Annotated in this window: 31 protein-coding genes, 5 tRNA genes and 1 pseudogene; 31 read left to right on the forward strand and 6 right to left on the reverse strand. The window is 48.8% G+C overall.

Features of this window, described 5'->3' with window-relative positions:
• Nucleotides 1-50: 50 nt before the first annotated feature.
• The 4 genes from I8U19_RS04915 (at nt 51) to I8U19_RS04930 (ending at nt 5,074) form a co-directional block, all read left to right on the forward strand.
• Nucleotides 51-1,214: a cysteine desulfurase family protein gene (locus I8U19_RS04915; RefSeq protein WP_033101693.1), complete on the forward strand. Its 1,164-nt coding sequence runs from the start codon at nt 51-53 to the stop codon at nt 1,212-1,214.
• On the forward strand, nt 1,211-2,407 hold the full coding sequence (thiI, locus tag I8U19_RS04920) for a tRNA uracil 4-sulfurtransferase ThiI (protein WP_198055331.1): 1,197 nt from the start codon (nt 1,211-1,213) through the stop codon (nt 2,405-2,407). The genes I8U19_RS04915 and thiI overlap by 4 nt, the downstream gene beginning before the upstream one ends.
• A 116-nt stretch (nt 2,408-2,523) precedes the next feature.
• On the forward strand, nt 2,524-4,176 hold the full coding sequence (locus tag I8U19_RS04925; protein WP_232337216.1) for a M20/M25/M40 family metallo-hydrolase: 1,653 nt from the start codon (nt 2,524-2,526) through the stop codon (nt 4,174-4,176).
• Between the two features lie 208 nt (nt 4,177-4,384).
• Complete coding sequence (locus I8U19_RS04930; protein ID WP_232330936.1) at nt 4,385-5,074, forward strand: TerC family protein; 690 nt, start codon at nt 4,385-4,387, stop codon at nt 5,072-5,074.
• A 41-nt stretch (nt 5,075-5,115) separates the two neighbouring features.
• On the opposite strand, the gene I8U19_RS04935 is transcribed toward I8U19_RS04930, so the two are convergent.
• Nucleotides 5,116-5,190: transfer RNA gene (locus tag I8U19_RS04935), tRNA-Gln, on the reverse strand.
• Nucleotides 5,191-5,337: 147 nt separating this feature from the next.
• Here I8U19_RS04935 and I8U19_RS04940 point away from each other — a divergent pair.
• From I8U19_RS04940 to I8U19_RS05005, 14 genes are all read left to right on the forward strand, one after another.
• Nucleotides 5,338-5,739, forward strand: coding sequence for a DoxX family protein (locus I8U19_RS04940; RefSeq protein WP_198055360.1), 402 nt, complete (start codon nt 5,338-5,340; stop codon nt 5,737-5,739).
• A gap of 21 nt (nt 5,740-5,760) precedes the next feature.
• Nucleotides 5,761-6,468, forward strand: coding sequence for a pirin family protein (locus I8U19_RS04945; RefSeq protein ID WP_198055332.1), 708 nt, complete (start codon nt 5,761-5,763; stop codon nt 6,466-6,468).
• A gap of 250 nt (nt 6,469-6,718) precedes the next feature.
• Nucleotides 6,719-7,807, forward strand: coding sequence for a GspE/PulE family protein (locus tag I8U19_RS04950; protein WP_198055333.1), 1,089 nt, complete (start codon nt 6,719-6,721; stop codon nt 7,805-7,807).
• Nucleotides 7,776-8,822 (forward strand): type II secretion system F family protein, encoded by a 1,047-nt coding sequence (locus I8U19_RS04955; RefSeq protein ID WP_198055334.1) that lies wholly within the window; start codon nt 7,776-7,778, stop codon nt 8,820-8,822. The genes I8U19_RS04950 and I8U19_RS04955 overlap by 32 nt, the downstream gene beginning before the upstream one ends.
• Nucleotides 8,823-8,839: 17 nt before the next feature.
• On the forward strand, nt 8,840-9,175 hold the full coding sequence (locus tag I8U19_RS17545) for a competence type IV pilus major pilin ComGC (protein WP_052154334.1): 336 nt from the start codon (nt 8,840-8,842) through the stop codon (nt 9,173-9,175).
• The gene (locus I8U19_RS04965; protein WP_198055335.1) at nt 9,172-9,606 is read left to right on the forward strand and encodes a GspH/FimT family pseudopilin; all 435 of its coding nucleotides are present in this window, start codon (nt 9,172-9,174) and stop codon (nt 9,604-9,606) included. The genes I8U19_RS17545 and I8U19_RS04965 overlap by 4 nt, the downstream gene beginning before the upstream one ends.
• Nucleotides 9,603-9,977: a type II secretion system protein gene (locus I8U19_RS04970; protein WP_198055336.1), complete on the forward strand. Its 375-nt coding sequence runs from the start codon at nt 9,603-9,605 to the stop codon at nt 9,975-9,977. The genes I8U19_RS04965 and I8U19_RS04970 overlap by 4 nt, the downstream gene beginning before the upstream one ends.
• Complete coding sequence (locus tag I8U19_RS04975; protein ID WP_198055337.1) at nt 9,914-10,447, forward strand: hypothetical protein; 534 nt, start codon at nt 9,914-9,916, stop codon at nt 10,445-10,447. The genes I8U19_RS04970 and I8U19_RS04975 overlap by 64 nt, the downstream gene beginning before the upstream one ends.
• The gene (locus tag I8U19_RS04980; RefSeq protein WP_033101684.1) at nt 10,434-10,808 is read left to right on the forward strand and encodes a hypothetical protein; all 375 of its coding nucleotides are present in this window, start codon (nt 10,434-10,436) and stop codon (nt 10,806-10,808) included. The genes I8U19_RS04975 and I8U19_RS04980 overlap by 14 nt, the downstream gene beginning before the upstream one ends.
• 32 nt (nt 10,809-10,840) lie before the next feature.
• Entirely contained in the window at nt 10,841-11,386 is a 546-nt protein-coding gene (locus I8U19_RS04985; RefSeq protein WP_198055338.1) for a shikimate kinase, read from the forward strand.
• A 17-nt stretch (nt 11,387-11,403) separates the two neighbouring features.
• Nucleotides 11,404-11,598 (forward strand): YqzE family protein, encoded by a 195-nt coding sequence (locus I8U19_RS04990; protein WP_033101682.1) that lies wholly within the window; start codon nt 11,404-11,406, stop codon nt 11,596-11,598.
• 268 nt (nt 11,599-11,866) lie between these two features.
• Nucleotides 11,867-12,979, forward strand: coding sequence for a flavodoxin-dependent (E)-4-hydroxy-3-methylbut-2-enyl-diphosphate synthase (ispG, locus tag I8U19_RS04995; protein WP_033101681.1), 1,113 nt, complete (start codon nt 11,867-11,869; stop codon nt 12,977-12,979).
• Nucleotides 12,980-13,173: 194 nt separating this feature from the next.
• On the forward strand, nt 13,174-13,389 hold the full coding sequence (locus I8U19_RS05000) for a DUF378 domain-containing protein (RefSeq protein WP_033101680.1): 216 nt from the start codon (nt 13,174-13,176) through the stop codon (nt 13,387-13,389).
• A gap of 117 nt (nt 13,390-13,506) precedes the next feature.
• Nucleotides 13,507-14,235, forward strand: a complete 729-nt coding sequence (locus I8U19_RS05005) for a gamma-glutamyl-gamma-aminobutyrate hydrolase family protein (RefSeq protein WP_033101679.1) — start codon at nt 13,507-13,509, stop codon at nt 14,233-14,235.
• A gap of 70 nt (nt 14,236-14,305) precedes the next feature.
• On the opposite strand, the gene I8U19_RS05010 is transcribed toward I8U19_RS05005, so the two are convergent.
• Nucleotides 14,306-15,319, reverse strand: a complete 1,014-nt coding sequence (locus I8U19_RS05010) for a cytochrome d ubiquinol oxidase subunit II (protein ID WP_033101678.1) — start codon at nt 15,317-15,319, stop codon at nt 14,306-14,308.
• Nucleotides 15,316-16,653 (reverse strand): cytochrome ubiquinol oxidase subunit I, encoded by a 1,338-nt coding sequence (locus I8U19_RS05015; RefSeq protein ID WP_198055339.1) that lies wholly within the window; start codon nt 16,651-16,653, stop codon nt 15,316-15,318. The genes I8U19_RS05010 and I8U19_RS05015 overlap by 4 nt, the downstream gene beginning before the upstream one ends.
• 233 nt (nt 16,654-16,886) lie before the next feature.
• Between I8U19_RS05015 and I8U19_RS05020 the strand changes: the two genes are divergently transcribed.
• The 5 genes and pseudogenes from I8U19_RS05020 to I8U19_RS05035 all read left to right on the forward strand — a co-directional run bounded on the left by I8U19_RS05020 (nt 16,887) and on the right by I8U19_RS05035 (nt 21,095).
• A complete protein-coding gene (locus tag I8U19_RS05020) occupies nt 16,887-17,876 on the forward strand; it encodes a VanW family protein (protein ID WP_198055340.1) in 990 nt (329 codons plus the stop codon).
• Between the two features lie 147 nt (nt 17,877-18,023).
• Entirely contained in the window at nt 18,024-19,016 is a 993-nt protein-coding gene (locus I8U19_RS05025; RefSeq protein WP_198055341.1) for a 3D domain-containing protein, read from the forward strand.
• Nucleotides 19,017-19,345: 329 nt separating this feature from the next.
• Nucleotides 19,346-19,411, forward strand: a pseudogene (locus I8U19_RS17590) (SEC-C metal-binding domain-containing protein); the annotation flags it as partial.
• 3 nt (nt 19,412-19,414) lie between these two features.
• Nucleotides 19,415-20,770 (forward strand): hypothetical protein, encoded by a 1,356-nt coding sequence (locus tag I8U19_RS05030; protein ID WP_232337217.1) that lies wholly within the window; start codon nt 19,415-19,417, stop codon nt 20,768-20,770.
• Nucleotides 20,771-20,873: 103 nt separating this feature from the next.
• Complete coding sequence (locus I8U19_RS05035; RefSeq protein ID WP_033101676.1) at nt 20,874-21,095, forward strand: hypothetical protein; 222 nt, start codon at nt 20,874-20,876, stop codon at nt 21,093-21,095.
• 52 nt (nt 21,096-21,147) lie between these two features.
• On the opposite strand, the gene I8U19_RS05040 is transcribed toward I8U19_RS05035, so the two are convergent.
• Nucleotides 21,148-21,480, reverse strand: coding sequence for a hypothetical protein (locus tag I8U19_RS05040; protein WP_033101675.1), 333 nt, complete (start codon nt 21,478-21,480; stop codon nt 21,148-21,150).
• Between the two features lie 162 nt (nt 21,481-21,642).
• Here I8U19_RS05040 and I8U19_RS05045 point away from each other — a divergent pair, with 162 nt between their 5' ends.
• Both I8U19_RS05045 and I8U19_RS05050 read left to right on the forward strand, forming a co-directional pair.
• Complete coding sequence (locus I8U19_RS05045; RefSeq protein ID WP_198055343.1) at nt 21,643-22,290, forward strand: hypothetical protein; 648 nt, start codon at nt 21,643-21,645, stop codon at nt 22,288-22,290.
• Nucleotides 22,291-22,309: 19 nt separating this feature from the next.
• Entirely contained in the window at nt 22,310-23,155 is an 846-nt protein-coding gene (locus tag I8U19_RS05050) for a PHP domain-containing protein (protein ID WP_033101673.1), read from the forward strand.
• On the opposite strand, the gene I8U19_RS05055 is transcribed toward I8U19_RS05050, so the two are convergent.
• Together I8U19_RS05055 and I8U19_RS05060 are read right to left on the reverse strand one after the other, a co-directional pair.
• Nucleotides 23,152-23,586 carry a GNAT family N-acetyltransferase gene (locus tag I8U19_RS05055; protein ID WP_198055344.1) on the reverse strand — a complete coding sequence of 145 codons (435 nt, stop codon included), beginning with the start codon at nt 23,584-23,586 and terminating at the stop codon, nt 23,152-23,154. The genes I8U19_RS05050 and I8U19_RS05055 overlap by 4 nt on opposite strands.
• Before the next feature lie 21 nt (nt 23,587-23,607).
• Nucleotides 23,608-24,120, reverse strand: coding sequence for a 2'-5' RNA ligase family protein (locus I8U19_RS05060; RefSeq protein WP_033101798.1), 513 nt, complete (start codon nt 24,118-24,120; stop codon nt 23,608-23,610).
• A 235-nt stretch (nt 24,121-24,355) separates the two neighbouring features.
• Here I8U19_RS05060 and I8U19_RS05065 point away from each other — a divergent pair, with 235 nt between their 5' ends.
• From I8U19_RS05065 to I8U19_RS05090, 6 genes are all read left to right on the forward strand, one after another.
• Nucleotides 24,356-24,895, forward strand: a complete 540-nt coding sequence (locus tag I8U19_RS05065; protein ID WP_033100194.1) for a phosphatidylglycerophosphatase A family protein — start codon at nt 24,356-24,358, stop codon at nt 24,893-24,895.
• Nucleotides 24,896-25,130: 235 nt separating this feature from the next.
• Nucleotides 25,131-25,310: a hypothetical protein gene (locus I8U19_RS05070; RefSeq protein ID WP_198055345.1), complete on the forward strand. Its 180-nt coding sequence runs from the start codon at nt 25,131-25,133 to the stop codon at nt 25,308-25,310.
• A 71-nt stretch (nt 25,311-25,381) separates the two neighbouring features.
• Nucleotides 25,382-25,457, forward strand: a tRNA-Met gene (locus tag I8U19_RS05075).
• Between the two features lie 4 nt (nt 25,458-25,461).
• Nucleotides 25,462-25,538: transfer RNA gene (locus I8U19_RS05080), tRNA-Asp, on the forward strand.
• A gap of 10 nt (nt 25,539-25,548) precedes the next feature.
• Nucleotides 25,549-25,624: transfer RNA gene (locus tag I8U19_RS05085), tRNA-Ile, on the forward strand.
• A gap of 27 nt (nt 25,625-25,651) precedes the next feature.
• Nucleotides 25,652-25,726 (forward strand) — tRNA-Val (locus I8U19_RS05090).
• Nucleotides 25,727-26,085: the final 359 nt, after the last annotated feature.

Below are 26,085 nucleotides of genomic sequence, written 5' to 3' on the forward strand. Positions count from 1 at the left end.
TTTTATGATAGAATGGTGAAGTTATGAAGAGAGGAAAGGAGGGCAAGTCGGTGATCTATTTGGATAATAGCGCCACAACGCAAACAGATCCCGAAGTGGCCAAAGTAATGGCTGATGTGATGGTCGATGTGTTCGGCAACCCTTCATCTTTGCATGGACTGGGGGTAAAAGCCGAGCGGTTGGTCACCGGGGCGCGCAAGGTGATCGCGCAAGCCTTGAACGTTTCCCCTGAGGAAATTTTTTTCACCTCGGGCGGTACGGAAGCCAATAACCTGGCGATTCGCGGGGTAACCGAAGAATATGCCGGCCGCGGAAAACACCTGATTACAACCGAGATTGAACACCCGTCGGTATATGAGGTGTTTCAATACTTGGAACGCAAAGGGTGGAACGTTACCTATCTCCCTGTAGACTCACAGGGACGGGTGAATCCTGATGATGTGGAACGGGCGATCACAGAGGAAACGGTGCTTGTCTCCATCATGCATGTCAATAATGAAATCGGCACCATTCAGCCGATTGAGGAAATCGGGCGGCGGCTGGAGCGCTATCCCAAAGTGCTGTTCCATGTGGATGCCGTACAGTCTTTCGGCAAGATTCCCTTATTGCCCCGCCAGGCGAAAATCGACTTCCTCTCCGCGTCCGGCCACAAACTGCATGGACCGAAAGGAGTCGGTTGTTTATATATACGCAAAAATCTTCACCTCCCGCCTCTTTTGATCGGCGGCGGACAAGAGCAGGGAATCCGTTCCGGAACCGAGAACGTACCGGGAATTGTCGGAATGGCAAAAGCGGTCGTGTTGGCCCGGCAGAAGGGGGATGCTTTTATACGCGATTCTGCCAACTGGAAAGAAGCTTTTCTCAGACAGATCCAGGAGCGGTTGTCTTCCGTGATCATCAACGGCGATGTGAGCAGGGAAGGCGGTGCGCCGTATATTATCAATCTTTCATTTCCCTTCCTGAAATCGGAAGTGATCGTTCATGCGTTGGAGAAAGAGGGAGTCTATGTTTCCAGCAAGTCGGCCTGTTCCTCCAAAAAAGAGTTGCCCAGCCGCGTCCTGAAAGCGATTGGACGGTCGGATGAAGAAGCGCTCGGCTCGATTCGCATCAGTTTGGGACGGATGAACACCGAAGAGGATCTCATGCGGTGTGCCGATGCGCTGGGCAAAGTGATCCCCATGTTACAACAGGTGATGAAGGTGCATAACAGATGAAAAGAAACTGTGTTTTGCTCCGCTACGGAGAATTGGCATTAAAAGGAAAGAATAAGGCGGATTTTGAAGACCGTCTGGTAAACAATATCCGCGAAAAAACGGCGCGTTTTGCCGGTGTGAGCGTGGTGAAAACACCGGGCCGCATTTTTGTGGAACTGGAAGATGAAGCACCGGAAGCGCTCATTGACGAACTGAAGACCGTATTTGGTCTGGTCGGGATTTGCCCGGCGATCCGGGTGGAAAACGATTGGGAAAAGATTAAGGAAGCGGCCCTGGAATTGGTGCGAAAGCAGGAAGGTGTCCGGACATTCAAAGTGAACAGCAAGCGGGCGGACAAAAAGTTTCCGATACGGTCGCAGGAGATGAATCACCGCCTCGGCGGATTCATTTTGGGAAATGTCCCCGAACTCAAAGTGGATGTGCACAATCCCGAATTGACGCTTCATGTGGAAGTGCGCAGCAAATACGCCTATATCTACGGAAATGATATTCCGGGACCGGGCGGATTGCCGGTGGGAGCCAGCGGCCGCGTCCTGCTGCTCTTGTCGGGAGGGATTGACAGTCCTGTGGCCGGCTATCTCGCTTTAAAGCGCGGGGTGGAACTGCATGCGATCCATTTCCACAGCTACCCGTTCACCAGCGAGAGGGCCAAGCAGAAAGTGATCGACCTGGCACAGATCCTGACGCGTTATGGCGGGAAAATCCATCTGCACATCGTTCCGTTTACGGAAATTCAAACGGAAATAAACAAACATTGCTATGACTCTTATTCCATTACGATCATGCGCCGGTTCATGCTGCGCATCTCCGAGGCCGTCGCCAAAAAACATGGTGCGCTTGCCCTGGTGACGGGGGAAAGCCTGGGGCAGGTTGCCAGCCAAACGCTCGAAAGTATGAATACCATCAATGAAGTGACAAATATGCCGATCTTAAGGCCGGTGATCGGGATGGACAAACAGGAAATCATGACGATTGCCAAACGGATCGGAACGTATGAAACTTCGATTTTGCCCTATGAGGACTGCTGTACGGTCTTTTTGCCAAAAGCGCCCAAAACCCGGCCGGATAAACAGGTGGCGGCCCGGGAAGAAGCCAAACTGGATCTGGAACGCCTGGTGCGTGAAGCGGTTGAAGGGACGGAAGTGATCGAATTAAATCCGGGTGAACCGGAAGAAGAGTTTTCTTTCTTCTGAGCTGAAGAAAGCGATTTTTGAGTTTGCCTCCTCAAAAATCGCTTTCAAACTTGATGAAATCAGAATCTTCCTCCCTGGATATATTTTTTGATATTTTGAAATGGAGGGGATCAGCGATGATTAACTTCCAGGATGAAATCTGTGCTTTAACCAAAGAGCTCGTCGAGCATCCCAGCATTGTCGGCACGATCGGGGAGCGGGACATGGCGGCTTTTATTTATGAAAAATTGCGTCAGCTCCCTTATTTCCTTGATCATCCGCATCATTTGCGCATTACGCCGACCCGGCATGATGACCGGGAACGGTACAATGTGCTGGCGCTGGTCAGAGGAAGGGATGAAAATTGTTCCGAAACGGTGATCTTGATGGGGCATTTGGATACCGTGGGTGTCGAGGATTACGGCAAATGGATGGGACTGGCCTTTTCACCGGATGAGCTGCTCAGGGAATGGAGCAAAGGAAAAATTCCCGCTGCCGTTGCCAGGGACTTGGCCGGCGGGAATTACATGGGCGGCAGGGGAGTTTTGGACATGAAAAGCGGGGTTGCCGGCAATATGGCGATTTTGCGCTACTTTGCCGAAAACAGGCACCGTTTTCAAGGGAACCTTCTCTTTCTGGTCACATGTGATGAAGAGAATAATTCGCGGGGAATTTTATCTGCTCTGGCCGACATCCATCAGCTGGCCCGGGAAGAAGAACTCCGGTTCATTGCCGCGGTGAATTCCGATTATACGGCCCCGCGTTTTGACGGGGACCCGAACCGCTATATTTATTTGGGTACGGTTGGCAAACTGCTCCCCGCCTTTTATATTGTCGGCAAAGAGACGCATGTCGGTCAGGCGTTTGAAGGATTCGACCCAAACCTGATTGCGGCTGAACTTACCTCCCGCATTGATTACAATCCTGATCTGTGCGATGAAATGTTCGGCGAGGTGACGATGCCTCCGGTTTCGTTGAAACAGACTGATCTAAAAAAGCAGTATGATGTGCAAACTCCACAAACCGCCTTTGTTTACTACAACTTTTTTGTTCACAGTTGGTCGCCGCGCGATGTTTTGTGCCGGTTGAAGGGGATTGCCCGTGAAGCGTTTGAAGCGGCCATTGCAAAGTATCACCAGCGGGGTCGCCTTTACAGCCGATTAAGCGGAAATTCGTATGTTCCTCCGGAGATTGAACCGCGCGTTTTCACATATGAGGAATTTTACCACCTTTGCCGGGAAAAACACGGGGCGGAGTTTGAACAGCAGATCCTGGCTTTTTCCCACAATATGCTGAACAAGGAATCAGTGGATATACGCCAGTACGCCAAGCAGATGGTAGAGGAATTATGGCGCTGGGGCGGGGATGCGGAACCGGCGGTCATCCTGTTTTTCGCATCTCCGTATATCCCCCGTGTTGTCCTGAACGAAGATGATCCGCGCGACTTCCGCCTGATTGAAGCGGTTTACCGCGCGGTGGAGCAAATCGAACCTTACTGTGCGGAAAAAATACAAGTTCGTAAATTTTTTCCGTATATTTCGGACATGAGCTTTGTGGCGCTGAGTGATGATGAAAAAGAGATTCAGGCCTTTGAAATGAACATGCCCGTCTGGGGAGTGAAGCACCAGATGGATCTGGAAGCGATCCGTCAGCTGGATGTCCCCGTGATCAATATCGGTCCTTATGGCAAAGATGCCCATAAACAATGGGAACGGGTTGAAATCTCTTACTCGATGAAAATTGTTCCGAATTTGACGGTTGCGGTAATCAGGCACTTGTTTTCCTCATAATTTTAGTTAACGAGGGTGTCCAACTGACTGGACATGAAAGTTCTTTCCGGTCTGGCGGAGCGTCACTTTGCGGTATGCGAATCTCAAATTGAGGGTTCGCTTTCTCTGCTTCTTCAGCCAGTTGTGAAAGGTTAAGAGGGCAGGCATGTTGGTCCGCCAAAAAGGCAAAGCCGGTATCAGCATGCCTGTTTAAAGGAGTAAAAAAAACATGGCAAGTTGGCTAACGGATATGGCTTTTTGGATTGGCTTTTTTAACATCATTATCCTGGATCTCCTTTTGAGCGGGGACAATGCGGTGGTAATCGGGATGGCGGCGCGAAACCTGCCTGAGCATCAGAGAAAAAAAGCGGTCATGATCGGTGCTGGAATGGCGGTCATTTTGCGCGCTTCTCTCACTGCGATCGCCGCGTATCTGTTGAAGATTCCGCTCCTCATGACAATTGGGGGGATTTTGTTGTTATGGATTGCCGTCAATTTGCTGGCTGATGAAGAAGAAGGCACGGAGGTGTCCCTTGGCCGTACCCTGAAAAGCGCGATCAAGACGATCATTGTGGCGGATGTGGTGATGAGCCTGGACAATGTGCTGGCGGTAGCCGGAGCGGCGCACGGCAGTGTTGTACTGGTCCTGTTTGGTCTGGCTTTAAGCATTCCCATTATCATGTGGGGGAGCGGGCTGGTGGCTTCCCTGTTAAAACGGCTCCCCTGGCTTATCTATGCAGGAACCGCCATCCTCGGGTATACTGCCGGTGAATTAATGATCGGAGATCCTTTGGTGCGCAGTTATCTGTCCGGGGGACAGGATTATTTGGATACGGCGGTTCCGATTGTTTTGGCCATTCTTGTCATGGTCGGGGGTCATGTGATGAAGAAGGTGAACAGCAAACAAAAAACAGCATGAGCATAAGGAGGAGAAATGTTTCCTTTGCTCATGCTGTTTTTTGGCTGGGGAAGCAGGATTCGAACCTGCGCATCACGGAGTCAAAGTCCGTTGCCTTACCGCTTGGCTATTCCCCATCGCCGCTGCGGAAAAAATTATTCACGATCACGCGAAAACATTTCCATGCAATCACCTTTAGTCAATTATTTATTAATAGTTACTTGACAAAAGTAAGTGAATGAGGTTAAGATGGCATTACAGAAATTATCAGAAATGGAGGGAGTCTGATGAATATCGGTCTTTTGCTGATTCGGCTTGCAGTCGGTTTGACGTTTATGGGGCATGGATCGCAAAAACTGTTCGGCTGGTTTGGCGGGCCTGGTCTGAAAGGGACAGGACAATGGTTTGAATCGATCGGGATCAAGCCGGGTTTATTTATGGCTTTTTTGGCCGGCTTGGGTGAACTGGCGGGCGGTTTTTTGTTTGCCGCCGGTCTTGGGGGACCTGTCGGAGCCGTTTTGATTGTGTTGACAATGCTGGTGGCTGTTTTTAAAGTTCATGGAAAGAATGGTTACTGGGTGACACAAGGGGGATATGAATACAATTTGATCTTGATTGCCGTTGCCGTCGGTGTCGCCTGCACCGGTTCGGGAACATATTCGCTTGATGCCGTTCTATTCAGATGATGACAGAAAGAGGAGTCAAAAATGTTGAAAGTATATCCGGCTGAATCACGATACACCTCCGATCACGGTTGGTTAAAGACAGCGCACAGTTTTTCATTTGCCGACTACTATGATCCAAACAATCTTCAATTCGGTCCCCTGCGGGTGTTGAATGATGATATTGTTGCCCCGCTCACCGGCTTTGGCCCCCATCCCCACCGGGAGATGGAAATTGTCTCGATTGTTCTGCAAGGGCAATTAAGGCATGAGGACAGCTCGGGAGCGACGGAAACCACCACATTCGGCGGTGTTCAGAGAATGACCGCAGGCACGGGGATCGTCCATTCGGAAGTGAATCCTTCCAGTGAAGAAAAAGTAAATTTTTTGCAATTATGGTTTCTGCCTGAGCAAAAAGGGCTGACGCCCTCTTATGAAAAAACGGAATTTCCGGTTGAGAAGATGAAAAATCGTCTTTTGCCGATTGTCGCGAAAAATCCTGCTTCCAAAGAAATTGCCCATATTCATCAGGATTTGACCATTTACTTGGCTGATCTGGAAAAAGGAAAAGAAATCGTCTTTTCGCAAAAGCCGGGACGGAGAATTTTCCTGTTTGCGATTGAGGGACGATTGGTTGTTAATAAAGGTGAAGCGATCTTAAACAGACGCGATTCTGCCCGCATCACGCAAACCCCCGTACTTCAGTTGGATGCTGAATCCGATGCGCGATTCATGCTGATTGATTTGCCTTGAGTCCGATCATCATGAATAACTTCGGGGAGCTCATAATGTTTTGAGTCTGTTGGCAAACTGGTTGCATGTTTTTGAAAAAAGCCGGGAGATCTGATGATCCTCCCCTTTTTTTGTGCGTGCAGAAAATAGGGAAAGTTGTACAAATAATTCCGAATTTGTCGAAATCGGGGAAGGATATCAGAAAGAAAGGTAGAAATTGTAAAATAATTTATTTTTATGGATTTTTCCGGGAGGGAGGAATGAGGCTGGCTTGAATGTTGTCGATTACATTGATGATCTCTTTTTAAAAGCACAGGAACTGCGGGCGAGCGATATTCATCTGGAGCCCATGCAGCACGGACTCAGGGTGCGGCTTCGCGTCGATGGTTTTCTCCAAGAGCATGATTTGCTTCCGGCGGAGCATGCTGCGGCCATCACGGCCAGAGTCAAATTACTGAGCCATTTGGATATCAGCGAGAAAAGAATTCCGCAAGACGGGAAAATCGCCCGGGGTCAGCTCGACCTGCGCGTTTCGACGCTTCCGACACTTTACGGAGAAAAAATTGTCCTGCGTTTGTTCAAAACCCGCGGTCAACCGCGGAAGCTGGAAAATCTGGGCATGGAAGCGGAGGAACGGGCCAAGGTTGAGCGCCTGCTGAAAAAAGCGAGCGGCCTGATTATTGTTACCGGACCGACGGGATCAGGGAAAACGACGACGCTTTATGCGATGCTGGAACAATTAAACCGGGCCGAAACCAATATTGTGACATTGGAAGATCCGATCGAACTGCAGTTGCCGGGGATCAATCAGGTGCAGATCCTGCCCAAGTCCGGTTTGACATTTGCCAGAGGATTGCGGGCGGTGCTGCGGCAGGATCCCAACGTGATCATGATCGGGGAAATCCGGGATCTTGAAACGGCCGCCATTGCCATCAGCGCTGCCCTGACCGGCCATCTCGTCCTCACCTCGCTTCACACCGATGATACAGCCAGTGCCGTGATGCGCCTCATTGACATGGGGATCGAGCCGTTTCGGGTTGCAGCTGCCCTGGCCGGTGTCGTTGCACAGCGTCTGGTGCGTTTGCCGTGTGCACATTGCCGCGGAAGCAAATGCGCCGATTGCGGGAATACGGGATACTATGGGCGCACCGGTGTTTTTGAGGTGATGGAGTCCGGTGAAGATCTGGGACGTCTGATCGTGGGGCGGGCCTCTTTGCGCGAGTTGCGCGCGTTCTTGATCGACAGCGGCATGAAGCGGATCAGCGACGCTGTGATGGACAAGGTAAGGAAAGATGAAACCACGATTGAGGAATGGATGCGGGTGATTGATGGTGCGGATGAAATGCCGGTGGAAAACTGAAAAGTTGATGGTGTTCAGCCAGCAGATGGGGCATTTGCTGGAAAGCGGAATTTCTCTGCTGACCTGTTTGGATTTGCTGGTGACACAACAATTGATTACATCTTCTTTATACGAAAAATTAAAAAAAGAATTGGAAAATGGCGGGAATCTGTCTTCCGCCTTGCAAAAGTGCGCTTTTCCCAATCTGTTCATCTCGTTTATTCGCGCTGCCGAAGAACACGGCGATTACGTCTTCGGGTTTAAGCAGTGCGCATCCTACTATGCCGCAAGGGCCAAATGGAGCCGGGAATTCGGGCAAGCATGTTTTTATCCGCTGCTGGTCTTTTGCATTGCAATCGGTGCGGTCTTTTTTCTGGTTTCGATTGTTTTGCCCCGATTTTCCGAACTGTATCAGACGCTTGGGATTCCGTTGCCGGCCATCACCCAATGGATGTTTCTCTTGTCTCATTCCTTTCATTCCGTTTTGCTGTTTGCAGGGGGATCCATATGTCTGTTGTCGGTGGGCAGTGGATTGATCCGGATGAGCTCTGACAGGCTACAAGCTTTTTTTACCAGGATGTTGTTGTGGCTTCCGGGCATTGGGCAGTATTACCGGTACCGTTTCACTCATTATGTTGCGACTCAGTTGGGTTCGCTGCTGGCCGCGGGCGTTCCATTGCTGACGGCGCTTGATGTAATGACGACGCTGACTCCGTGGGTTCTTTTAACCCGCAGAATACATAAGGTGAAAAAGTGCTTGATGCAGGGTGATTCTTTTGCCGGAGCGGTGAAGAAAAAAGCGGAACCACTGTTTTTGCCTTTATTCGTGCAGATGGTCACGTTGGCCGAGGAATCAGGAAAATTGGATGAAATTCTCCTCCATCTGTCCGAGGGGACGGAGAAGATGATGAAATACAAGATCGAACGGCTGACGAGGAGTTTGGAACCCGCGTTTATATTTGCCATCGGGTTGTTTGTCGCACTGACGGTCATCGGCATGTTCCTGCCGGTATTGCAGCTGGTGCGGGCGCTTTAATGAAAGGAGAGTGGCAGATGTCAACCATGACGGGGAATGGTGAAAAAGGATTTACTTTGGTGGAAATGTTGGTGGTTTTGTTTATTATCGGTCTCATTTTGGCGATTGCGATTCCTAATTTGAAGGCGGCTGGGGAGAAAGCCAAGGATCGGGCGGATCGCGCGAACAGACAGATGATCAGCGCACAAGCGGATAACTACTATCTGGAATACGGAGAGTACCCGGGCAGCGTGGCGGAATTGGTGAAACGGGGTTATCTGCGATCGGTGCCGGCGTGTCCGGGCGGGGGGCATTATGTGATTGACCGTAATCCGCAAATCTCCTCCGAAAAAAGAGTGAAATGCCAAAAATGAAGCATGTCGGGGAACAAGGGTGGACGCTGGTCGAAGTGTTGTTGATTTTGTTCGTGCTCGGACTGATGGCTGCGATTGCGCTGCCGGCATTGTCGGTTTTGGGTGAGCGGGCGGAAAGGGAGATGTTTTTGGATTCTCTGGCCACACAGATCCAATTGGCCCAGTTGGAGGCTGTCTCCCGTGAAAGCGAAGTTTCTCTTTTTCTGAATCCCCGTGAAATCGAAGTGTATCAGAGAGAGGAGGAGATTCGGACCATCCCGGTTCCCGACAAATATCGTCTTGCCAGCAATTATAAGGGAAATCAGGTGATTTTCCGGGAGACCGGGCAGGTTCAGGGAGGAACGATCCGCATCTTGTCTGCGGAAAAACTGGTCGGAAAATTGGTGATTCAGGTGGCGTCCGGCCGGCCCAAAGCGGAGTTGATGCCATGAAGCGGGGAGAAGAAGGGTTTACCTTGGCCGAGGTGACGATGTCGCTTGTGCTGATCGGCGTGTTTATGGTGTTTGCCGTTCCTGTCCTGCACGAAATAAAAATGAAGGAAACAGAGGAAATCATCCGGCTGGAAATCGATCATTGGATGGAAAATGAAATGGAAAAGCAGCTGTCGGCTTTTCCGGATCGTTGCGCCGGTGAAAGCAAAACAGTAAAAAGCGAAGAGTTCCCGAAGCAAGTGTATCTTTTGCAGACCAAATGCCGCGCGGTTGAGCCGTTCTTGTACCAGATGGAAGTGGAGGTTCAATGGAAAGGGAAAGATGGAAAAACGAAAAGCGCCAGGTGGATGACGCATCGCTTTCAGGATTAAAAGGTGAAGCCGGTTTTACCTATCTCGAATTGGTCATTGCCATGAGCGTCTTGTTGATACTGCTTCCGGCCCTGTTTTTTATCACACGCACCTTTATGTCGGAAATCAAAGGGTTGGATGGCAAAGAGCGGTTGGTAATGGAATCGATGGCTTTTTCCGGTTATATTCATCAGGAATTGAAGCAGGGCAGCCATTTTCGAATGGATAACGGCTCCCTGTATTTTCAATTGCCGAACGGAGACACCGTTTGCTATCGGCATCAAAAACGCCGGGTGATCCGCAGCGTCCGCGCACAGGGAGAAACAGCATTCAAGGGCAATACCATTTTGTTGCAGGATGTTTATTATATCGCTTTTGTCCCGGATCCTGTCGGTGTGGGAATGAAAATCGGCATGCAGAACTGGAATGCGAGCCTGGATTGGAGCACATATGTCGCAGGAAGGGTGAGAACATCTGATGAGGCGGAATGAACGGGGCTTCGCCCTCCCGGTGGTGATCGCCTCCCTGACGGTTTTGTTTACGCTGCTCACGTTTCTGATCATCGGTTCAGCTGACACGAAGCAGGCACAGGCTCTCTATGAAGAACAGATTCGCTGCAAATATGCGTCGGAGAGTGGAATCGCCGTGCTTCGGAAGCAGCTGAAGATGGGAAGTGCCGGGAAAAAAGGCCTTTTGCAAATCAATGGAATTTATGTGGAGACATGGATTCTTCAACAAGGGGAGAAGATGACCCGCGTACAGGCAACAGCCTATGGAAAAAATGGCGTCATGCAGACGAGCGAAGTGGAGCTTGACCCGCACACGCTAGCCATCCACCGCTGGATCCGCTAAGATAGAGAATAAAAATCCAGGTGGAGGTAGAAATGAACCAGGAAAAGAGCCATTTGATTCTCATTGGCATGATGGGGACAGGTAAAACTACTGTCGGTCGGGAATTGTCGAAAAAGCTGAAACTGGAATGGAAGGATACCGACCAGGAACTGGAAGCGCGGTTTGGCTGCACAATCGCAGAGTATTTTGCCCGTGCCGGCGAGGCTGCTTTTCGGCAAGAGGAGACCAGATTGCTGAAGATGCTGCTGAACGGTTCCCCTTTGCTCCTCACCACCGGGGGAGGAATTGTGTTAAAGGAAGAGAACAGGGAGATGATGCGGGAAAAGGGGGTTGTCGTGCAGCTGTTCGCCGAACCGGAAGAGATTATCCGGCGTCTCGGTCGTGCCGCTGATGAGCGTCCGTTATTGCAGGGAGAGTTACATACCAAGGTATACACCATTATGAAGGAGAGAGAAGGTTTGTACGACTTTGCCGATCTCACCGTCGATACCACCGGGCGAAGTGTAGACGGGGTCGTGCAAGAGATTGTTTCCTTTTGGGAAAAAGCGTTTAAACGGCGATTTCACCGGCTAAGCTAAGGGATGAGGTGGAATCAATGTCGTTTAGAGAATGGATTCAGTTTCTGCTTCAGCGGATGATTTGGTATATGGAGACGCCTCGCTCTGAGCGGAAAGAACTGAAACAGATGAGAAAAGAACCCTGGTCTGTCAAATGGTTTGGCATGATCCCCTTTTCCATGAGAATGTACATGGACAAACAGCGTTCCAGGCTGAGACGGGAAAATGAATAGCAACAGGGGCGACAGGTGGCCGTTGCCACGTGGAAAATGGTTTTCGCTTGAGCACCGGTGGTTTCAATGTGGAATAAAAATTGAACAGAAAGCAAAAAAAGATTGACAAGGAGCGTTTGTGCTCCTTTTCTCTTTGCCGGTGTGATATGTTATACTTGGTAAATGGAGTTCAGGGACTCATGATTCTTCATTCGGTTGTTGGCGGCATAAAGGAAGGTCAACATGCCGAACATCGACTTCACGTTACGGCAAAAGGAGCGAATCCTTTATGTATCATCGTACGGAAACAAGGCCCGTCAAAGTTGGAAACATTCAAATTGGCGGGAATAACCAAGTGGTTATCCAAAGCATGACGACAACGAAAACGCATGATGTTAAAGCGACGGTTGCAGAGATTAAACGGCTGGAAGAAGCCGGCTGTCAAATTGTCCGGGTCGCTTGTCCGGACATGCGCGCAGCCGAAGCGATTCCGGAGATTAAAAAGCAAGTAAACATCCCCTTGGTTGCAGATATCCATTTTGATTACAAACTGGCCTTAAAAGCGATCGAAGGCGGAATTGATAAAATTCGCATCAATCCGGGGAATATCGGTAAAAGAGAAAAAGTGGAGGCGGTCGTGAAAGCGGCCAAAGAACGGGGGATCCCGATCCGCATCGGAGTCAATGCCGGTTCGTTGGAAAAGCGGATTTTGGAAAAATACGGGTATCCAACAGCAGAAGGAATGATCGAAAGCGCCCTTTACCATATCGGCATTTTGGAAGAGCTCGATTTTCATGATATCATCGTTTCGCTGAAAGCCTCGGATGTCCGTTTGGCGATTGACGCCTACAAGAAAGCGGCGGAAACATTCAATTACCCGTTACATCTCGGGATTACCGAGTCGGGAACCCTTTTTTCCGGCACAGTGAAAAGTTCTGCCGGACTGGGAGCGCTTTTGGCGATGGGAATCGGAAATACGGTGCGGATCAGCCTGAGTGCTGACCCTGTTGAAGAAGTAAAAGTGGCAAGGGAGCTCTTAAAAGCGTTTGGGTTGGCTGCAAACGCGGCGACGCTGATTTCCTGCCCGACTTGTGGGCGAATCGAAATCGACCTCATCAGCATTGCCAATGAGATCGAAGATTATATCTCCAAAATTCGCGCTCCGATCAAGGTTTCTGTTTTGGGATGTGCAGTTAACGGTCCCGGTGAAGCGAAGGAAGCGGATATCGGGATTGCCGGTGCCCGCGGGGAAGGCCTCTTGTTCCGACATGGGAAAATCATTCGCAAAATCCCGGAAAAAGATATGGTCGCCGAATTGAAAAAAGAAATCGACAAACTGGCGGAAGAATATTATCAAAAGCAAAAAGAAGAAAACCGAGAAAAGGATATACTGGGAGTCTAGTTCCCGGCAACCCGCAACCATCGGGTTGCTTTTTTTGTAAATATGCATCACAGCCCGGGGGGCATGGTCGCACCTATCCTGTATTCTCATGCCCCGGTCAGAGATGCTGCCCGGGATGGACCTTTAGTTTCCCTGCATGTTTTTCCTGCGGTGCGGGATAATAAACGTAAACAGTGGGGAAAGGAGGAGCAGCGTTGAAAAAATTGGCTTTAATTTTGGTTATCATTGGGGCTTTGAACTGGTTGTTGGTTGGATTGTTCCAATGGGATTTGGTTTCCGCGATTTTTGGCGGTGAATCGCTCCGTGCATCCTCATTTCTGAGTCGCGTGATCTATGCAATTGTCGGGATTGCCGGCCTTTATGCGATCAGCTTCCTGTTCAGTAATCGCGAACCTGCATCAGCCAAATAAACTCCAGCCATTTTGGTCTGGAGTTTTTTGTGTGCGTTGTTTTTTGATACTTTCGTCAATTGTAAACATAAGATAAGATCGAAAAAGGAGGAACAACAACAGGAGAGGGAGATTCAGATGAAACCGGTGATCGGGATTACCATGTCCCTTGAGCAAAGCAAAAAACAATTTTTATCGCAGGAATACAGCGATGTGATCATCGCTGCCGGGGGGATTCCGTTTTTGCTTCCCTATACGGTCGATGATGAACTGATCGCGGAAATGAGCAGACTGGTTGACGGTTTGCTCCTCACCGGCGGAGGCGATATTGACCCGACTTTATTTGACGAAGAACCTCATCCCGGGTTGGGTGAGATCGTGCCGGACCGGGACGAAATGGAAATTGCCCTCATTGAGCAGTTTAATGCGCAACGCAAGCCGATCCTCGGCATCTGCCGCGGATGCCAAATTTTGAATATTGCGATGGGCGGAGACATGTATCAGGATTTACCCGGCCAGAAGAAGGCGGTATTGCAACACCAGCAAAAGGCCCCGCGCAGCCATGCTTCCCATACGATTCAAATTGCCGAGGATTCCCTTCTTTACTCGATTTTTGCGAAGTCGCTGATTAAAGTAAACAGTTTTCACCATCAGGCTGTCCGCAAAGTGGTGTCTCCGCTCAAAGTGACGGCGGTCGCCAGTGACGGGGTGATTGAAGCATTTGAAAGCATTGCGCATGAGTTTGTGGTGGGGGTGCAGTGGCATCCTGAGTCGATGGTGGCAAAAGATGATCATGCGAAACGATTGTTTCGGGCCTTTGTAGCGGCTTGTGAAAAGAGAAAAGAAAAATCGGCGGTTTTCCGGTAAAAGCGAATAAGAGAGGGCGGTTCTCCGGAAAGGAGTTTCGCCCTCTTCATGCTTTCCTCGTCGTTTTCCTTTATTTTTTTCCGCGAACATAGCCGGCGTTGAAAAGGAACAGCCAGAGCAAAAGCCCGATGGATGGAATCAGGAGCAAGAGACCGGCGATAAAAGCGATCACCAATGCCATACCCATCGTGGTATTCGTCAAAGCGGTATGAATGGTGATAAAGGGATACAACAGATAAGGAAGATGGGAAATGCCGTAACCAAAAAAAGCGCAGGCGAACTGGAACATGACGAAGATAAACGCGATGCCCAGATTTTTCCGTTTCCACATTAAGCAGACGCCAATACAAAAGCAGAAAAAGGAAGTGACGAACATCCAGCCGACAGAGAGGGCACGGGAGAAATGTTCCGGATTGTGCCGGGAAAGCTCCCAAAAGACCCACAAGCTGGCCAAAATTGTAGGCCCGCTCCAAAACAGGGCATATTTTCGCAAAAGCTCCCTGGCCTGGAGATCATTTGCCCGATCAGCATAAAAGGTGAGAAAACTGGCGCTGATATATAAAATGCTGACTAAAGCCAGGAAGACAACGCTCCAGGAATAGTGGCTGGTGAAAAGAAGATCTGCCCGAAATAAGAGGCGATCCCCCGTTTTTTCAATAAAACCCCCTTCTGAAATCGTCAAAACCGTTGACAGGGAAGCGGGAATGAACAGACCAGTCAACCCGTAGAGGAGCAAATAAAACTTGCTCTTGCGCGCCCCGTAATTGGCAAAGGCATAGAAAGAACCGCGAATCGTCAGCAGAATCAATGCCACTGACCCGGGAATCAGCAATGCCGTCCCGTAATAATAAGCGGTTTCCGGGAAAAAGCCGACAAGGCCGACGATGAAAAAGATCAGAAAAACGTTGGTTACTTCCCAGACGGGAGACAGATAGCGGTCAATAATCCGGTTGATGATATGGTCTTTTCCGGTCAGCATGCTGTAGCAGGAAAAGAATCCAGCCCCGAAATCAATCGAGGCGATCAGGAGATAACCGTACAAGAACGTCCACAAAACCGTGATTCCGACCATTGCCAAGTTCATGTCCGGCTCCTCCCTTCAACTGCATGAAGTTCCGTTTCCGCCGGCCGTCCTCTGAACAAGCGGGAGAGGACACTGATGGCAACAATGGCGAGCAAGAGATAGAGGAGACTGAACATCAGGGTAACCATTCCCACATTATCCGCCGTAGTTGCAGCCTGATCCACCCGCATCAACCCGGTGATGATCCAGGGCTGCCTTCCCACTTCGGCGTAAATCCATCCAAACTCAATGGCCAGAAACGCGAGCGGAGCGGCCAAAACAATTCCCCGGAGCAACCAGCGGCTTTGGATGATCTCCTTTTTCGACAACCAATACGCGAGATAAGCCGCGGAAATGAAAATGAGATAAAAGCCGATTCCCACCATCGCGTCAAACAGGTAGTGGATGAAGAGCGGCGGCCATTCCGAGCGCGGAATCTCCTTCAGCCCGGTCACTTTGCCGTCGATGGATCCGGTGGCGAGAAAGCTCAACGCCGAAGGGATTTCCAGTCCGTATTTCACTTCCAGATTCTTTTCATCGAGTATGCCGCCAATCACCAGAGGCGCATTGGTTCGTGTGTCAAAATGCCATTCTCCGGCCGCAAGTTTGGCCGGTTGCCAAGTGGCCAGAAACTTGCCGGAAAGATCGCCGGCGACAAAGGTGAGCAAGGACAGGATAAAGCTGATTGCCATCGTTAAATGAAGCGCTTTTTTGTAATAGACGTGCGTCTTTCCCTTTAATAAGTGCCAGGCGGCGATGGCGGCCAGCAAAAAACCGCACGTGGCATATGCGGAAGAGAGCACATGGCCCACTTCTGACGGAGTGGACGGATTAAGCATGGCGGCGATCGGATCGATATGGCTCACCCGTCCGGAAGCAGAAAGCTTGAAACCTGCCGGGGTATTCATAAAAGAGTTGACAGTCGTGATGAAGACGGCGGACATCGAGGAACCGATGATAATCGGGATTGACGTCAGCCAATGATAGACCGGTTTTTGGAAACGATCCCAGGTGTAGAGATAAATGCCCAAAAAAATTGCTTCAAAGAAGAAGGCAAAGGTTTCCATAAACAAGGGCAAACTGATGACATTGCCTGCCAGTTGCATAAATTTCGGCCACAGAAGCGAGAGCATCAGGCCGATACAGGTTCCGGTTACCACGCCAATGGCTACGGTGATGACAAAACCGCGCGTCCAGCGGCGGGCTAACAGGATGAAATGGGGATCCTTGCGCCAGATTCCCCATCCTTCGGCCAAGCAGATAAAAATGGGGACACCTACACCGATGGTAGCCCAAACAATGTGGAATGCCAGCGTTTCAGCAGTCAAAATACGGCTCCACAAAACTGAGTCCATGTTTAATTCCTCCTGCTCAGAGCTAATTTTATCTTAATCATACGCATTCGCCATCACTTTGTACATTTATTCACGAACTTTGACAATAAAAATCAACAATTTTAAAAGGAAATAAATCAATTTTGTTCAATAATGAACAAATAGGTATCGAAAGTCAGAATTGATGGAAGTGATGTGAAATTATAGCTCTCCTTTTTTTGACAAAGACTAGGGAACAAAAAGGGGGGACGTTTATGTGCTGGTTGAGAACTCGATTTTTTCCCCTGCTGCTGGCCGTGTGCCTGATTTGTCCTGTTTTGCCCGGAGGGAGCTTGAAGTCGGACGCGTATACCCGACCTCCGGCATCGCTCCATCCGGCAGAATCTCCCCGTCTTTACACATCTGTGATGATTTTTCGCTTCCAGCATAAGGAGTGGATCTTTCCGCTCAGTGAAATCGGTTTTGACGGAGTGGATCCCACCACATTAAACCGCCAAGCCTTTATGAATTGGTTTTCACTTGTGGTTGAACATGAGATCAACCGACCGGCACGATCTGCCCGTTTTGACCGTCAGCGCCGGATTATTCCTCATCAGTTGGGGCGAAAAGTGGACCGGCAGAAAGTATACGAGTGGCTCGATTCGATCCATGAATATTTGGGCAGGCCTCTCGAAGTCCCGGTTATCTGGATTCAGCCGCAGCTTACCACAAAAAAATTGCAACAACTGAAACAAAAAAAGCTGTCCTCCTATTCAACTTATTTTAATGCGCGAAATTTGAATCGCACCCATAATATTCGACTGTCCGTCCAAGCGATTGATCATACGGTTTTACTGCCCGGACAAATTTTTTCCTTCAATCGCATCGTCGGAGAACGGTCGCTGGCAAGAGGATACCGTCCGGCACGGATCATTGTCAAAGGGGAATACAGCGAGGGGATTGGAGGAGGGATCTGCCAAACCTCTTCAACCTTGTTCAACTCAGTTGACCGGGCGGGGCTGAGAGTGATCCAACGGGTCAGTCACAGTAAAATGGTTACTTATGTGCCGAAATATCGCGATGCAACCGTTTCGTGGGGCGGGCCGGATTTTCGTTTCCAAAATCAGTTGAATGAACCGATTTTAATTGAGGCGGAGATACAAAGAGGCAGGTTGACCATCTCCATTTACGGACCGAAAAATGTGCACTATTATCCGCGAGCCATCCCCCCTGCACCGCACCAGGGGACTTTTTTGGAAGAATAGCAAGGAACAATTGACGACCCGTGAGCATAAACATAATTTGTATTAAAATAGAGGAATATATGACAATCAATCAAAATAATAGATTGGTAGGTAAAGTTCTGCTATAATCAATCATTGTTCAGGCTTTTATTCAGAAGGAGGTATTTGATGAAAAGGATCCTTCTAAACAGCCTTGCGATGATCCTCATCCTGCCCAGTCTGCTCACGGGTTGTTCAGAACCGCAGCAGGTAAAAGTAACCTTTAGCGACCAACCGAAAATAATTAATCTGGAAAATAATGACGATACATTGGCGAGCTCTTTGACAAAGCAAGGCTATTCTGTCGCAGAGCTTAAACAGAACTATGAACCGAGCATTCCCTGGGATCAGAAGTTGGGCGGGCAAAAAACGGTTCAGCTTACCTGTAAATGCCGCGTTTCGTTAAGTGTTGCCGGAAAGGATCTGGGAACTTTCCAAACCACGCAAGAGACCGTGGAAGATGTTTTAAAGTCGAAAAAGGTCCAACTAACTGCTTGGGATGAAATCAATGTTCCGCTTAATCAGAAGATTAAGGAAGGAACTAAAATCGTAGTAGATCGATTGGAGCAGCGAGTGAAGAAGAAGGTCGAAGAGGTTCCGTACAAAACGAAGAAAATTGAAGACAACCAGATGGCTGATGGCAAAACGGAAGTGAAACAGGATGGGAAAGAAGGGAAAAAGGTTTATCAGGTGACCATGTTGTACAAAAATGGTCAACCGGTCGTGGAAGATGGAGAACCCGTCGTTACGCAAAAACTGATCGATTCTGTCGAGCCTGTCGAGAAAATCGTGAAAGTCGGAACCAACAAAGAAATGGCCCAAAAGGAAAGCGTCAATCTGACTTCAGCCAAAGAGGCGGGAACTTTGACGGTTGAGGCAACAGGATATACTGCTACCGGTTCCCGAACGGCTACGGGCACATACCCCCATCGCGGAACGATTGCGGTTGACCCTGACGTCATTCCGCTGGGAACAAAATTGTACATACCGGGTTACGGTTACGGTGTGGCCGAAGATACCGGTGGAGCGATCAATGGAAAGATTATCGATTTATTTTTCGATTCCGAACAAGAAGCGATCAACTGGGGTCGACGGACGGTTACGATCAAGATTTTAAAATAATAAACAAAAAATTGCCTGCAATGTTTATTCGTTGCAGGTATTTTTTTGTTTGATAGGGAATTATTTAACAGGGACTCCGTTTATCCACCTGAAATGCCAATGCCAAGCGTCTTTGCAAAATTTTTTCTTTCCTTCCTTTTCAATCCGGCCTTTTTTTATTTTTAATTAAATGGTTTACAACCCTTTATATAAAGGTATATATATTATTGATATATGAAAAAGCGACCGAGAACCTGCAATCAGAAAATCAGGATGAATTGGTAAATATTTGTTTTTGATGCTGTTTCAGCTATACTGAAGGCAAGGAATACTGCATCCGAGGTGTCATGATGGTAGGTCGGAATGAACCTTGCCCATGCGGCAGTGGAAAAAAGTTCAAAAAATGTTGTGAAAGGGTTGTGGCGCTGGACGCGGCTGAAAAAGCCCGTGAAGCGCGTGAAAGCCAATTGAAAAACGAACTGTTGTCAGAGCTTAACCGCTGGTTTAATCAGCGGGTATCGGAGGGGAAACAGCTCGAATGGGCGAATCGTTTCAAGAAATTGCTTCAGTTTCCGATGGATCAGCCGATACCAAAAGAATTTTCCACATCCTTTCGCTTGTGGATTTTATTTGATGCCCCCTGTTTAAACCGCAAACGGCCTGTCGAAGTGTGGAGTGCCACCTTGCGCAAGGCACCGCAAAAAGAGCGCTTGGCCCGATATTTCTCCGAGTCGAAGTTTACCTGCTTTGAAGTAACGAAAAAAGAAGAAGAATACATCATATTGAAAGAACTGGAAACCGGACAAGAGTTTACCGTTTTGCCGGCGGGAGCCATTGCGGAGAAATCCCTTTTGTTTACAAGATTGCTCAGGATCGGCAATCGCTATCAGATTTTCGGCCCTTATACCTCTTTTGTGCAGGAGATGAGAGGGGAGATACTCGTGCAACTAGAAAAATACAGCCAAGTAGATGAAAAACGCCAAGAGTTGACCACTTGGGAAAAAGGATGGAAAGTGTTCGGATGGTCGATCAGTCGGGCTGAGGAATTGGAGCAGGTAAAAGCTATTCCGTCAGCAACGCCTGAACCGATCAACGGCTTCTTCTGGCCGATGGCGAAAGAAAAGGAGGAAGACCTGCCCCCCCGAACCATGCTTCAGCTGGAGCAATTTTTTCTTTCCTTTGTTGCTCCATTGCAAAAAGGGACGCAGCAATTTTACAGCCGCACCCTCGAATGGTTGTACAAATACCTGTCGATTCGATATGGACAAGCATTTGACTGGAATTTGCTCAACGAAGAAGCGCTCGTTCATTTCCTGAGCGTCTGGTATCTGGATAATGCCAAGATCTCCCCGAACGGGGCGCGCATTTTTCTCAATACGCTCAAACACCTGTTCCGTTGGTTGGAGCAGGAGGAGATTTCAAGCGTTTACCGCATTTATAAGCAAATCTACATTTCCTTGATCCGCGCCCTGCCGGAAGCAGTGGAAATGAGAAAATCGCTGATGGAATTGAGTGAAAATGATCCCGGCGACTCACAGGAGCAAGAATCCGTGATGATGCAGTTTGCGGTATCCTCCTCCGGACCGGTCGTTTTGGTGGATGGAAGATGGGAACCCGTCCCCCTTTCCGGCTTGCCTTCCACAGGGGTGGAAAGGAGATACTGGGTCAGAGGAGTCGTGAAAAAAACGCCTTCCGGTTATTGTTTTGCCCGTGTTGAAGGTGTATATCCGGCAATGTCACAGGCCAACCAAGTTCAAGTGTCCGGAAATAAATGAAGGGAGCCAAAACAGGTAATCTTTGGCTTCCTTTTGTTTTGGGTATGGAACGAAATGGGAGATCACATACTAATTTCACACTCGACAAAAGGAGGATCTTCTTATGTTCCGCTTTTTGAACTTGTTTCGCGGTAAGGGAAATGAAGAGAAACGGACTGGTCAGGCAAAAGCCGGACAAAATCCCGGCGGACAAGGTGAAAAAGTAGAAGAGATGATGAACGAGATCAGCAAAGAGTTAGGTGTGGACAAACAATCCCGTTCGTTCGCAGGAAACCCGAATGAACTGGCGGAACAGATCAAACAGGAGATCAAGGAACGTACTTGATTGTTGAGTGTACAAGAGCACCCGCCTGCAACGGGTGCTCTTTTCTCGCGCGTTAAGATTTCAAATAAGAAGCGATTTCTTCTATTTTCCCCCATACAGCGGTTACGACCGGCTCAGGTACGAATGATTCAAATTTGCTGTTCATCGGGGATTGCAGCTTAATGGTCGGGGTGTCCAATCCCAAATATTTTGTCCTGTGTTCTTTTTTCTTGAATGAAGTAGGGAGGGTAAGGCGGTAAGTGCCTCCCGAAGCGGCATCTCTGATTTCCATATTGTAGACGGGCGGCTGATTGTGTGACGAACGAAAACCTTGGGCTTTTAAAATCCGATCCATTTTGTGGTCAGGACAAGAAATTCCCGCAAGCGCTTTCATTCTTAACTTCACGAAAAACCCTCCTTACAAGTGGTTACCAATTGCATACCCCTTATTCGGGATGAACAATCCCCATTTTTCAAAGTGGAAGGAAGCAGTTAATTTTATGCGAGATTATATGATTTTATGATAAATTGAAGTAGAAAAAGGGGAAAGGGAGAGATCGTTTTGCCCATGGCCGGAGATCAACCGATTCCTTTTTTATCTTGGAGAGATGAGTGGCAGAAGAAAAAGGAAGAATCGTTTTTTAAACTGCTGGGCCAAATCGAAGTTTATGCGGAGAAGACAATTTCGTTTCGCGAGAAAATGCGGGCGCTGTACGTATTCGGCACTTTGACGGGATACCGCAGGGGGAAGGAGACATCCCTGGTTTCTTTGCCGGAGAGGGTTTTTCAATCCTGGTTTTTATTTGATTATGTAAATGTGCAAAGAGAGCGCGTGGTCGAAAGGGCCGTTCGGGAATCGGAAATTGAAGAGGAAGAATGGGAGTATGTTTCCACCCTGATTGCTTCTTACTTTTCCATTTTTAGAATCAAACGCGATCAGAAGTATTGCCATTTGACAGAGTGGAGGGAGGAGATTCCGCGTTTTTCCGTTTCCCGCGAGGACTGGCCGCATCAGGCACGGGACGTCGATTATGCATTCGTGCGTCCTGTCAAGGTAGGAGTGAAGTTTTTGTTGCTCGGGCCGGTCGTTCCGCTGTCGATCAGGCAGGCGGAAGAGAAGATTGCCTGGTTAAGATCCCGCCTTGCCCAAAGTGCGTTTTCGTGCCGGATTTTTATGCAGAGGGAAGGTATGGCGCTGTTTCGCGATCTGTTTTAACATCGAGGAGGGAGAATCAATGGCAAAGGTAGATTTTCATTCGCACAGTACTGCTTCTGACGGACTTTTCTCACCCAGGGATGTGGTGCGATTGGCAGAAAGTGCCGGACTGGCAGCGGTCGGGATCACGGATCACGATACGGTGGCCGGTGTGGAAGAAGCGTTGGCTGAAGGGGAGAAACGGGGAATAACGGTTGTGCCGGGAGTGGAGATCAGCACTTTGTGGCAGGGGAAAGAAATTCATATGCTCGGATTGTTTGTGATTCCGGATCATCCTCATCTGCTGAATAAATTGGAGGAACAGCGCAATAAGCGGAAAGAACGGAATCGCATGATCATCAACAATTTGAACCAGCTTGGGATCTCCATCACGATGGAAGAGGTGATGGAAAAGAAAAAAGGAAAGGGCAAGGATCTGAATGTGGGTCGTCCGCATATCGCCGAAGTTCTGATCGACAAAGGGATTGTACATACCATGGATGAAGCATTTGACCAATATCTCGGCAAAGACGGCAAAGCATACGCGACACCGGAACGGATTTCCCCGTTTGCCGCAATCGAGCTGATTCATGCCAGCGGAGGTGCGGCCGTTCTTGCCCACCCAGGATTATATGAGCAAGACGACCTTATCCCGCTGCTTGTTTCAAAAGGATTGGACGGAATCGAAGTAAATCATCCCGACCATCCTGAGGATGCAAAAGAAAAATACCGGGAGATGGCGAAAGCTTTCGGGCTGATCGCAACTGCGGGATCAGATTTTCATGGCGAGAGAAATGGTTCCATGTATCATGCACCGCTCGGTACTTGCACGACGGATGTATCCGTGGTGGAACTGCTGAGACAAGCGGCGCAAAAGCAGCGTTAAGTCAGCTCTTTGATCATGGGAATATGTTCAATCCCGGCTTCGAAGAAGGGAGCGCCATTTGTCCGGTACCCTAATTTCTCATAAAAGGGAACCACCTGGATTTGGGCGTTCAGACGAATGGCGCGGGCCTCCTTCAGCCGGGCCGTTTCTTCCACGGCCAGCATCAACTTTCGGCCTGCCCCTGTGTTCCGTTTATGGGCGAGAACGGCCACTCTCTCCACTTTCGCCTCCTGGCTGCTGATCCAGCGCAGACGGCAGGTACCGATGGGTTTCCCGTCTTCCAGAGCGAGAAAATGGGTGGCCGACTGTTCCCACTCATCCATTTCCAAATCCTCGGGCACCTTTTGCTCGTGAATGAAGACGGTGCGGCGGATGGAGAAAGCTTGCTGCAATTCTGTTTCTGATTCAACTGTTTTTATCTCAATGGACAAGTTGGAACTCCTTTCTGTTTTTTATTGTTTGGCTAATAAAAATGTTTGATAAATACTCCAGGAGCCGTTTTCCAATTGGTAGAGAAGATGGAAGCGATCAATCAGCGTTTCCAGCTCAAATTTGCGCATGCGCAAGCTTCCGTAAACGTCGTGCAATTCGTCTTCGGACATCTTTTGGCCAATCGTCAGATGGGGGATATAATCGTAAGGGGCTTCGACTGGTTCAAACAGCTGCTCGATCTGATTGTGCAACTCGACTATCGGCTCTTCATGATCAATGGCAAGGTAAATGGTATTGCTTGTAGGATGAAAATGGCTGACCTTGTGAAAACGGACTTTAAACGCTTTCATTTGTTTGGCTATTTTCTCCAGGTCGGCCACTGTTTTCTCCAATTTATCATCGGACAGCTCAAACTTTTCTTTCAGCGTGATGTGCGGAGGAATCAAGGCGTAGTGGGGATCATACCGTTTGCGGTAAGAATTGACCAGGTCTTGGACACGTTTTTGTGGAAATATTGCAATTCCGTAGTACATCAACATACCTCCTTTAGTTGATGGGTAAAAATAGCCACATATTATTATTATAACTTTTCTCAGCAAAGAAAGCATCTAATTGCTGGTTTGCTGGTAAATCATCCGGGTTCTCGATGTTGAAAAGACTTAGCAAGGTTTCGCCTGACTAAAATCCCTATTATTTCGATTTCAGGTTTCAACAAGGAAAAAAGAGGATATAAAAATTTTGATCGCCGAATAAAACGGAGGGAAACCGATGCGGAGAGTACACAGCAAAGAAGTAAAAATGGCCGCACTCGACCGTCTGCAACAACGCGGGATCACCATTGAAGCGATTGCGGAAATCGTTCGGGAAATGCAGCTTCCCTATAAGCCTGATCTCACCCTGGAGATCTGTATGGAAAGCGTATTGGCCGTTTTGCAAAAAAGAGAAGTTCAACATGCCATTCTCGTGGGGGCTGAACTGGACAGGCTTGCCGAGGAAAACCTGCTGTCTGAACCTTTACTGAGCCTTGTCCGCAGTGATGAAGGATTGTTCGGCTGTGATGAGACCCTGGCTCTGGGATCGGTGTTCGGGTATGGGAGCATCGCGGTTACCACCTTCGGCCATTTGGACAAACATAAAATCGGAATCATTCGCCAGTTGGACACGAAAAAATACGGTCCGGATGGTCCCGTGCATACCTTTATGGATGATCTTGTTGCCAGCATTGCCGCTTCTGCTGCGAGCCGTCTGGCCCATCGGCTGAGGGATGAAGAGGAAGCAGCGGAAGAACACAGACGTGCGGCGAATTAAAGCAAGAAAAAAAGACCCCGCTGAGTCCGGGGTCTTTCTCATCAGCCCGAAAAAACCGGGCTTGAGGAGGGAACATGTCAGGCTGGATGCCTTCACAAGCGAATCGCTTGTTTCCGTACATCATATGCATCCGGGAACGGGAGGCTTTCGCTCTGACGCAAAATGTGCGCATCCCCAAAAAGGCATGAAATCCAAAGAGGAGTGAAAAAATAGAGAAAAAGAGGAGGATGCAATCATGGGAAAATGGGTTTATTGGGCTAAATTGTATGATAGCCGCTTTCAGGCGCGCTGCCTGGCTGCACGCATGGAAGAGGATTGGTGGCTCTACGGGTACGACAGTCCGGAGACTGTGGAAGTTTTCCGTTCCAAACGAGGTCGATACGGGGTTCGTTATATCTGGAGAAAAAAATCTTAAAAAAACCCTTGCGCCTGAAAAAAAATTATTGTATAGTATTAAATGTCGCTGATGATGAAATGACAAATTGCCGCGGGGTGGAGCAGTCGGTAGCTCGTCGGGCTCATAACCCGAAGGTCGCAGGTTCAAGTCCTGCCCCCGCAACCAACTTGGAGCTGTGGTGTAGAGGCCTAACATGCCTGCCTGTCACGCAGGAGATCGCGGGTTCGAATCCCGTCAGCTCCGCCACTTTCTGGTTGGGCCTATAGCTCAGTTGGTAGAGCAGTCGGCTCATAACCGATCGGTCACAGGTTCGAGTCCTGTTGGGCCCACCAATTTTCCCATCCATACATATCAAACATGGGCAGTTAGCTCAGAGGGAGAGCGCTTCCTTGACACGGAAGAGGTCGTAGGTTCGATTCCTATACTGCCCACCAAATTGTAAGAAAAGCCGTTTCCCGTATGGGGAGCGGCTTTTTGATATTTTTAGGTGTGCTTGCTCAAATCCTTTTTGTTAAGGCAAGGCTACTACATTTAGAGCTAGGTTTTGATAACCTGTTCCACATGAACATACAATTTATAACGATCCAGAAGCTGATGTTGTACGGAACGGGTCCGGAGTTTAAAAAAGAAAACCGTTTGTGTTTTCATTTCAAATGAGGCTTAAATATCTTTCAGTTAAGTCCGTATAATTGTGTAAAAATGGCAGCTGCGAAAAATAATTGAGCCATGGTGAAATTCCTCGGTTAGAATAGTAGTTGGCAAACATTCCCAAACAAGGAGGGTTTCACAATGG

Source organism: Thermoactinomyces sp. CICC 10523, from assembly GCF_016055105.1.
GTDB classification, from domain to species: Bacteria; Bacillota; Bacilli; order Thermoactinomycetales; family Thermoactinomycetaceae; genus Thermoactinomyces_A; species Thermoactinomyces_A daqus.